Annotated in this window: 8 protein-coding genes and 1 pseudogene; 5 read left to right on the top strand and 4 right to left on the bottom strand. The window is 38.7% G+C overall.

The genetic code is table 11. The annotated features are described in order from the left end of the window. The first annotated feature begins 208 nt into the window (after positions 1 to 208). From VB077_RS15035 to VB077_RS15025, 3 genes are all read left to right on the top strand, one after another. Positions 209 to 913: a hypothetical protein gene (locus tag VB077_RS15035; RefSeq protein WP_323416072.1), complete on the top strand. Its 705-nt coding sequence runs from the start codon at positions 209 to 211 to the stop codon at positions 911 to 913. Between the two features lie 191 nt (positions 914 to 1,104). Continuing rightward, entirely contained in the window at positions 1,105 to 1,605 is a 501-nt protein-coding gene (locus VB077_RS15030) for a hypothetical protein (protein WP_323416071.1), read from the top strand. Positions 1,606 to 1,847: 242 nt separating this feature from the next. After that, positions 1,848 to 3,351, top strand: a protein-coding gene (locus VB077_RS15025) for an IS5 family transposase (protein ID WP_416337075.1) whose coding sequence is annotated in 2 segments (ribosomal slippage) — positions 1,848 to 2,635 and positions 2,634 to 3,351 — 1,506 coding nt in all. Because the reading frame shifts where the segments join, the coding sequence is not laid out codon by codon here. Between the two features lie 292 nt (positions 3,352 to 3,643). On the opposite strand, the gene VB077_RS15020 is transcribed toward VB077_RS15025, so the two are convergent. Then, a complete protein-coding gene (locus VB077_RS15020; RefSeq protein WP_323416070.1) occupies positions 3,644 to 4,072 on the bottom strand; it encodes a hypothetical protein in 429 nt (142 codons plus the stop codon). A 480-nt stretch (positions 4,073 to 4,552) separates the two neighbouring features. Between VB077_RS15020 and VB077_RS15015 the strand changes: the two genes are divergently transcribed. Beyond that, positions 4,553 to 4,888 (top strand): hypothetical protein, encoded by a 336-nt coding sequence (locus tag VB077_RS15015; RefSeq protein WP_323416069.1) that lies wholly within the window; start codon positions 4,553 to 4,555, stop codon positions 4,886 to 4,888. 4 nt (positions 4,889 to 4,892) lie between these two features. Here VB077_RS15015 and VB077_RS15010 read toward each other — a convergent pair whose 3' ends face one another. Continuing rightward, positions 4,893 to 5,417 (bottom strand): hypothetical protein, encoded by a 525-nt coding sequence (locus tag VB077_RS15010; protein ID WP_323416068.1) that lies wholly within the window; start codon positions 5,415 to 5,417, stop codon positions 4,893 to 4,895. Between the two features lie 159 nt (positions 5,418 to 5,576). On the opposite strand from VB077_RS15010, the gene VB077_RS15005 reads away from it, so the two are divergent. Continuing rightward, positions 5,577 to 6,410: a hypothetical protein gene (locus tag VB077_RS15005; protein WP_323416067.1), complete on the top strand. Its 834-nt coding sequence runs from the start codon at positions 5,577 to 5,579 to the stop codon at positions 6,408 to 6,410. A gap of 481 nt (positions 6,411 to 6,891) precedes the next feature. Here VB077_RS15005 and VB077_RS15000 read toward each other — a convergent pair. Together VB077_RS15000 and VB077_RS14995 are read right to left on the bottom strand one after the other, a co-directional pair. After that, positions 6,892 to 7,297: pseudogene (locus tag VB077_RS15000) on the bottom strand (ATP-binding protein); the annotation flags it as partial. Between the two features lie 116 nt (positions 7,298 to 7,413). After that, positions 7,414 to 8,667 carry a S1C family serine protease gene (locus tag VB077_RS14995; RefSeq protein WP_323416066.1) on the bottom strand — a complete coding sequence of 418 codons (1,254 nt, stop codon included), beginning with the start codon at positions 8,665 to 8,667 and terminating at the stop codon, positions 7,414 to 7,416. Positions 8,668 to 9,048 lie beyond the last annotated feature (381 nt).

Here is a 9,048-nt window from a genome sequence, read left to right as displayed (position 1 = left end):
ATGAAGAAGAAATGGGGATTATACCCCCGACTAACATGTCATTCAGTAGGAACATTAAGACCTGGATCTGGATTATCCTCATTTTTCCACTTTAGCAGGTATAGAGGACTAAATTTAACTGCTTTCAGCAGTCAAATCATTAATGGGAGTGGATGCTTATGTCTGTATAAGATTTAGTACCTATACTAAAATACGAGGGAGGTATATTATGAAATTCAAAAAGATATCTGTATTAGTTCTTTCCGGTTGTTTATTGTTTATTCCGTTTTCAGCATTAGGATTTCAAAAATTAGACGTAAAGTATTCCCTTTATAATGAAAGTACTGGTCAAGAACAAGTTATTGATCCCTTAACCTATTCAGAGCAAATATCCTTAGATCCGGCTCCACCAAAAGATAAAATCATCAATGATAAGAAGTCGTCTGAAGAAATACAACCAATGTGGTTTTATGAAGAATTATTGAGGTATGATCAAAGTAGTGCATATATCGATTGGGAACAAACCCCAGTAGGTGTTTTTAGAGTAGATAATAAAGGTAGCTCTTCACCAGCAACGGCGACCTTTAAAGCTCTAACATCCGATTCAACAACTGCCTCTGGTACAGTAACCGGTACAACAAGTGGCGAATTAAATCTCATGGTAACAAAAGTAGACGCAACTGTGTCCATCGGAGGAACATATAGTAGGTCATGGACACAAGGTTATGAATATGGTGCAACACAAACTATAAAGGCGGGTATGGTTGGTTATCTCTATGGCTATATACCTGGGACTACAACAAACGGCTATGCGGTTTATGGAGTAATACAAGATTCAACAGGACAAATAATTGATTATAATTACTATCCAAGAGGAGCTAAGGTGCCAAGTAATAAATCCTTTAATGTAAAACTGGTAGAAAGTTACTCCTAAAATAATATTTAAAATTAATAATTATAACAGATAAGCATATCTTAATATTTATTTTGATTTTAAAAAAGTGGAACAATTAATATTCATTGGTTCCACTTTTTTTAAAATCACTTAACTATATATACCAATGTACAAAAATCTTTATTTTTGACACGTACCATAAGAGAATTATTAATTAATCGGAGGAAACTATGGCAAAGAAAATTATTTTTATTATTTTTCTTTTAACTTTTATTATTACTGGATGTATACCTAATCAACCATCTAGGCCAACTACAACAACCGATGAATTCATATCTGGTGTAGAAACTTCGAATAAAGAACTAAAATTATTAAATATATTTATGAAAGATTTTAATATAAATAATATAAATATTTTAAAAACATATTTCTTTGATTTCAATGGTGACGATTTAAATGAGCTAATTATTATATTTGAGGATTTAAAAGAAAAAACTTATTCAAATGTTGCTATAGTTACAGATATTGGTATTTATAAGGTTAGTTTAGATGCAAACAATATAAACCGTTTTGTAAAACCGATTGAATCAAAACTGGTAGATAATAAAGAAATACAAATTAACTTAATAAATAGTGAATCCCAAGGAAAATTAAAATATTATCTCGAATTGGAAAAAAACAGTGAAGAAATGGAAACTTCCCTTAAAATACGATCTGAACAAATAGAATGATTTGTTGTTTTTATCAACAATGCGTATAAATTATTTTAAAGACTTATACGCTATGGAAGAGAATAACTGATTTAGTTCTTACATTGCAACGCAGGAGCGATGATTTCTGTGAAATATATTTGGGGCTTGCTGAATAGCTCAAAAATCCTGAAATAACAAGGTCTATAGTATCTTTATGTCGCATCCTAATGCAAGGAAATATTGAAAAATAGACCAAAAACCTTGCACTTAGGAGGATGACCATGTACCGTAAGCCGAGTGCCCAGATGAAAATAGAAGACTTTGTTTTACCTTTTGAAGGGAAGCTTAATCCCGAGAATCGGTGGGTTAAGTTATCTAAGCTCATTCCATGGGAAGAGATTGAGAAGAACTATGCTCAGCTTTTCCCATCGAGTACCGGGACCGAAGCCAAACCTCTTCGGATGGCTTTGGGAGCACTTATCATCAAAGAGAAATGCGGGTTCTCTGATCGAGAGACCGTGGAACAAATCATGGAAAATCCGTATTTTCAGTTCTTCATCGGCTTAGAACACTATCAGGATGACAGACCTCCCTTTGATCCATCGCTCATGGTTCATTTTCGAAAAAGATTAGACAAAGAGACTATGATGGCAATCAATGAAATGATCTGTCAACAAGAGAAGCAACAGGTTGAAGCCGATGGGGAAACGGAAAACAAGAAACCCAAAGATCCTGGAGAACCCCCTGTTTCGGGCGTAAATCAAGATGGGACTACTAAAACAGCTCAGCCAACACATAAAGGAAAACTGCTTCTGGATGCCACGTGTGCTCCAGCCGATGTTCGTTATCCAACAGACCTTTCTTTGTTGAATGAGGCAAGAGAGAGGACAGAAGCCATCATTGACGCCTTGTACCATGTGAATCTAGGACTCAAGAAGAAACCACGCACTTATCGTAAAAAGGCTCGCAAACAATATTTGGCGGTCGCTAAACAACGTAAACCACAAAAGAAGTCTATTCGTAAAGCCATTGGCAAACAGCTTGGTTATGTGGGAAGAAACCTGAAAACTGAAAACGATTGACAATCTTTTGAGCCTAGAAGCCCATGGAAGCTTAAGTCGACGTCAAAGCCAAACCTTAGAAACAATCCGGATCCTTTACCAACAACAACGCACCATGTACACGCTGAAGAAACATCAAGTGGATGATCGGATTGTGAGTATTAGCCAACCTCATATTCGCCCAATCGTAAGGGGAAAAGCCAAGGTATCCACTGAATTTGGAGCCAAAGTAGCGATTAGTATGGTTGACGGCTACATGTATGTGGACGAACTTAGTTGGGACTCCTTCAATGAGAGTATTAACTTGGAGCAAGCGGTTGAAGATTACAAGAAGCGCTTTGGCTATTATCCAGAAGCCATTTTAGCGGATCAAATCTATCGGAATCGTGACAACCGAGCTTTTTGTAAGAAAAATAGAATTCGCCTAAGTGGTCCAGCGTTGGGACGGCCAAAAGCCGGCGAAACAAAGAAAAAAGAACAGCTTGAACTCCAGGATATGAGCGAACGTAACCAAGTGGAAGGCGGATTTGGAGTAGGCAAGCGAAGGTATGGTCTAGGCCGAATCATGGCACGCTTGAAAGAGACGGCTGAGAGTGTAATTATGCTGCAATTCATTGTCATGAACTTGGAGCATCGGCTTAAGGTCCTTTTTTACCCTATTTACGTTTTCTTATTAAGAAGGATACAGCGCCTGTTTAAACTGTCTAGACCTGTGATGGATTAAAAATTGTGGGTTGTTCAGCAACCCCTATTTGAAGCGCGCAACGTGCGCACGAAAGGAAAGTGAACCCCTCTTTGCGTTAATTTTCTTTTTAACCCTACTCAACAGAAATTGCTTCCTATACTCTATAAGCCAGCACGATTAGGTGCTGGCTTGATAGTTCTTAGAAAATATTACTTGCTTTTCATGGTGCTTAGGTTAAATCACTAAAAACTGTTGTTAAGTAATAACCTGAGACGTAAGCGTTAACGTGGTCTTTTCTCGCCTATGGTATGGCAGTGAAACTGTGTTTTCCTTATGAGACATATATAGCTTCTGTGAAGGATTGACCACTTTCGCTTATAGTACCGTCCAATGCTGTATATTGAGCAAATACTCTATAGTAATATCCACTGCTTACCTCTAATAATTCTCCTCCAGAGACTAATGAAGAATCATATTCATAATAACTATAGCTATCGATAGTGTACCATTGGCCATTAGATAAATATTGTAAATAAAGTTTTAATCCTATCTGTTTAACCGGATAGTATGTAGTTGTTCTTCCAGATATATTGATTGTCCCGCCACCTATATTCACGATTTTGCATTGCCCACTTGCAATAGCTTGATAAGCGTTTGGCGTTACTATCCCCATTTCATTTACTTGAGGTGTAGCTCCTAAAGCGGATTGAGTGCCGATTAACATAAATGCAACAAGAATAACGATAAATAATTTCTTCATTAACTTACCCCTTTCTAGATGTGACTACTAAACTTACCATTCCCCCCTCTCTTAATTATTAGAGTGTATTGACGTCATAAAAAGTTACATAAGTTTTAACAAAATATATTTAAACAAAAATTTTACCTAAGAATTTGAATATTTTGTAACCAAAACTACCCCTCAGATACTCTTATTAATGATTAAATTAATGGGAGTGGTTGCTTATGTCTGTATAAGATTTAGTACCTATCTAAAATAGACACTCGGAATAAAAAGGGGGTAATCTCTAAACTGGAGTAAAAAACTGGGAGTTGCGATGAAGAAAGGATATTAAAATCTCATTCAAAGCTATTTCTAAAAGGACATGCCAAAAAGACCTAATTGCACTTTTTTTCGAAAGAGGCTTTAGGATGAATCAGTATTTTGTCGCTGTCTGGCAATTAGGCAACTTTAGGGAGAATGATGACTTGCTTTAGCCTTTTTTAGCTCTTCTTTTTGGTGGACATACCAAGCATCGATGTGCTGGCACATCATGATGCCATAAATGCGTATGTACCACATCTTTGTGGAGTGATGCCGGCCCGATTCCAATTTGTAATCAATCTTCTCTCGTTTATTGGTCCGTTCCGAGGAAGTACGCCGCCTGTAAATGAGCTTCCACTTTTCGAATTTCGCGGTGTTTGTGGAAATAGTCTGGGGTTATCTGTACTACAGGTATGGAATGTCCTCCCGTATTTTGCAGTTGAACAGGGATTTTTACAAGTGTTTATCGTCCGGTTCTTCATCATCGGACATCTTCATTTATGGCGCTTCTGGGAATGGTCGAATCCGTAATGCTTCATTTCCTTTCCGCAAGGACAAATCGGGATGCCCTTGGATGATTTTTAATATCCGAATCAGTTTCCGTGTTCTTTGTTGTGCTACGAACATTCAGATCAATAAAAGGTTCAATATTCTGGTGGAGCAAGAGATCGTAGATGGGGCCTGCATCATGGGCAGCATCCAGCAGCATTTTATTCACCATGCCCAAGGTGAAACGTTGAGAAAACTCAACCGAACACACGACGAAGCATACAGCATCGTGTCGGGAAGCAGGATGCAGACGGGGATACAACGGTAAATCATGCGGGCTGTTTGCAGCAGTAAGTGTGTATAGATGGTATCCATTAAGGTAACGCTCTCGTGCACTGTCCCAGCCTGAGTTGCAGTCGGGTTGAGAATAGATACGGGGATGGTTGCACTTCGTAAGGTCTTGGGCATGACAATTACACGTTGCTTTACTACGAGGATAGACTGAGGTAACAACAGGAGTACAGTCACCGGCGACAACGATTATATCCGTGTTTCCAAGTAAAAAATGCAACTAAATTTTCGGGGAGAATTTCCAATTAAGTATCCCATAAAAGGAAATCCCCCTACCGAAAAGTAGGAGGAATTCAATACAGATGGTTTAAGCAAAGCCTTGGGCCATCGAACCCGGCGAATGCCGAGAGTCTATTTAAAATAAAAGGAGGCTATATTAATGAAAAAATTATTAAGTATTATTGTAGCAGCTTTTATGGTTTTTTTCTTTACTGGATTACAGCCGCTTTCTGCTAAACCAGCTTCAAATACACATAAAGTAATCACTGTCAATGAATATGATTATGTAAAAGAAATACAGAATATGAGTACGAGTGAACTAAAGGCAAAGGGATTGACGGATGAAGAAATCGGAAATTTACCTACCGTAGCTGAGTATAAAGATAAAATGAAAGAGAGGAGTAAACTTAGTAAAGAAACCCTAAAAGACATGGGATATAGTGACAATCAAGTACAAGCCTTTACGAATTTTACCGGAGCAGAGAGTGAAGTTACAGCATTGTCTGCCACAGTTACTATTGATTGTGCTATAACTACCTTTTCTTATTCTGCATCAACTGACAGAACAACACTAAGTACCAGGTTAGATTGGTCTTGGTCAAGTATGCCGATTATCGAGTTTAATGATATTGTAGCTATTGGTTGGTCAAGTGGATTTGTTCAAACATCATCCTTAAACTCCTATAATTATCTTGTTCCTTATTATACAGGCGGACAAGTTCCCCGTTTTTCATGGAAAATTGAACCGGGGCAAGGCGCCTCTAGTATATTCCCTGTTGCTTATGGTGGTGGATCGCCAACAAACTGGGCAAAAACAGGCTATGCAGTAACAGAAGCAGTTGGGCAAGGCTATATCGGAGTAGTTGGGGTTAACTTTGCATATGGGCATCAAACTATAACTGTTTCACCTTCTATTGATTGGAATGGGACTGGTGGATTTCAATTCGGGTTTGATACTGATGAAGTTACTGATTATATCTACCTTGACTGGTAAGTAACACTGCATAAAGAGGAACCTGCTAATTAAACAGGTTCCTTAATCAGTATATAAAACTCTTTATATACTGATATACTGATATATATAAAGGGGGACTACTTTAATGGATAGCTCTAATAGTTATAAAAAATACTTTCTTAAGTTACTTCGTTCATCTATTTATACGTTTGTAATTACGATAATCACTCTTTACGGTATCTATAATTTGATTAATTCTTTGTATAACACTTCATCAACAGTAAAAGCTTCGACATTTTCATTTATAATAAGTATTTTCGCGGGTATTGTTTTTACAATTATATTTTCAACTATAACGATAGTAGACGAAATTAAAAAATTAAAAGAGACTCAAATTTGATGCAAGAACTTTTTGCAAAATATTGCAAGTTGAAAATGTAGAATCTTTCATCTGGAATTTCCAGAACATTGCAACCCAGGTTTCCGTACCTTTTTAGGTACAGAAACCGTAAAGTGCAGGCTATTTTTTGAGGTTACTCCTGAATAGAATCTTTTGGTTGGGTGCTACCGCGATGGAACGGTACAGGTCGTTGAGGCTAGATTCTTGCATGCGATTACTGGTCCCGGAAAACAACAGTAAGTGGCAGTGATGGAGCAGCCTGTCCAGCATGGCCGCTGTTATCTGTTCATCATATAGGACGTTGACACATATGGAAAACTCGAGATTCGTGTTAAGGATGATGGATTTGCGTTCGTAGCAGTCCGAGATAATCAAAGAGCAACTGGGCGCCCGTTCGATCCAGCGGAACATAACCGTATTCATCCAGGATGAGAAGTTCCGCTTTATTAATCTTTTTGAGAAAAGGACTTAAGGTTCCTCCCTTCTTGGCTTTCGAGAGCTTATTAACCAAGGCTGCGGTGCGGAAGTTCCTACGCTGGTAGCTCACCTTATTCTCACTTTGAAAAAAGGATTTGAGCCACTCTAGCAAATCACTATTTACTAGCCATGAGGGTGTCTCTGTTTGTTTTTTTCTTTTACATCCTAATTGGATTGCAGTTCGCCGAGCGTAGCTTGAACGTCTTGAGTCTTGCCATCGCGAATAAGGGTAATCTTAACGGTATCGCCTGCGTTATATTTATAGAGCTCACGAATTAAATCACCGGAATTCTTTATGGTACTATCGTTAATCTTAGTGATGACATCTCCTTGCTTGATTCCGGCCTTGTCGGCAGGCCCGCCTGCAGAGACTTCAGCAATATAGGCACCTCCGGGTAAGTTATGGCTTTGGGCGTAAGCGTTATATTGATCGCTCACCGAAACATAGAGAGCAGGGTGAGAAGCTTTACCTGTTTTAATGATTTGTTCGATGGTTGGCAAAGCATCAGAGATGGGGATTGAGAAGCCCATGCCTTCAAATCCTGATTTGGCATATTTGGCAGAGTTAATTCCGATCACTTTTCCTTCATAATTGACGAGGGGTCCTCCGCTATTGCCCGGGTTAATGGCAGCATCCGTTTGGATCAGGCCAAAGCTGGATTCGCCTTCAATATCCAATGTACGATCAAGGGCTGAAATGACTCCGGTCGTCACGGAACGGGCAAAATCATCCCCGCCGGGATTACCGATGGCTACAACGGATTCACCGACTTCAAGGGTAGAGGAATCGCCTAAAGTAATGGCGGTAAGATTAGAAGTATCTGAAATCTGCAAGACGGCAAGGTCTGTTCGGGAGTCAGCGCCGACGAGCTTGGCTTCTGAATTTCGCCCGTCACTTAAACTGACGGTAATTTTTTTTGCACCGTCGATGACATGATTATTGGTGACAATGTATCCGTTTTGGGCATCAATGATAAAACCTGATCCGCTTCCGGCCTCTACGAGTTCCGAACTGGTACTGTTTTTCCCGGAACTAAAAAAGCCGAAATTGGAGGGCTGATTCGGTTGAAAGTTAGTGACTCCGACGACTGCGGGACCGACATTTTTAGCGATATCGGCAACCGGAAATTGAGTTGAACCGGTATTTAATGGGGTCGCGGGTGTCGTTGATGGGGATAGGGCGGAAATTGAAGTATTAACCTTAAATAATTCGGGATAAACGTGGGGCAGAGCAACGATTGTTGTCATGCCTCCAATAAAGGCGCTTGCCACGCAAAGAGCAACAAGGGCAGCAATTTTTCGCTTCCGCTTAGGTTTTGGATGCGAGAAATTTGAGAAATTGGGGGAACTTGGGGAATCCAAAATAATGGCTTCGACTTCATTATTATTTTCGTTCGGATTATGCGTAAAATTATCCATAGTGACCTCCTATAAACCGGATATTTTTTATTCTGTTTCGATATATCCCAGTATAGGATCTTTTACTGAGATAAAAATGATTTTTTGCTGAATATTAGCTGAATTTTTTGTGATAAACTTGTGTAGTAGGGAAGTAAATATATTATTCAGCAGACTTTCAGTTTTTGTTCAGTTTCATTTCAGTCGATTATTGGATAATAAGCTTAGAATACGTATAATATTTGGAAGCCTAGTCGTTCAAGAGTCCTTCGGTAATATGTCAAGACCTTAAAAATTTCGGTCAATCTTTTCAGGATGCTAGTTAACCTAAAAAAGGCAATAAAAAACCTACCCATTTCCAAAATATAGTGGAAATAAGTTGCAAAAATGGGATTTGTGCTT

Origin of the sequence: Desulfitobacterium sp. (genome assembly GCF_034927245.1) — a bacterium.
Lineage (GTDB): Bacteria > Bacillota > Desulfitobacteriia > Desulfitobacteriales > Desulfitobacteriaceae > Desulfitobacterium_A.
This window is presented reverse-complemented; position numbering and strand designations above follow the sequence as displayed.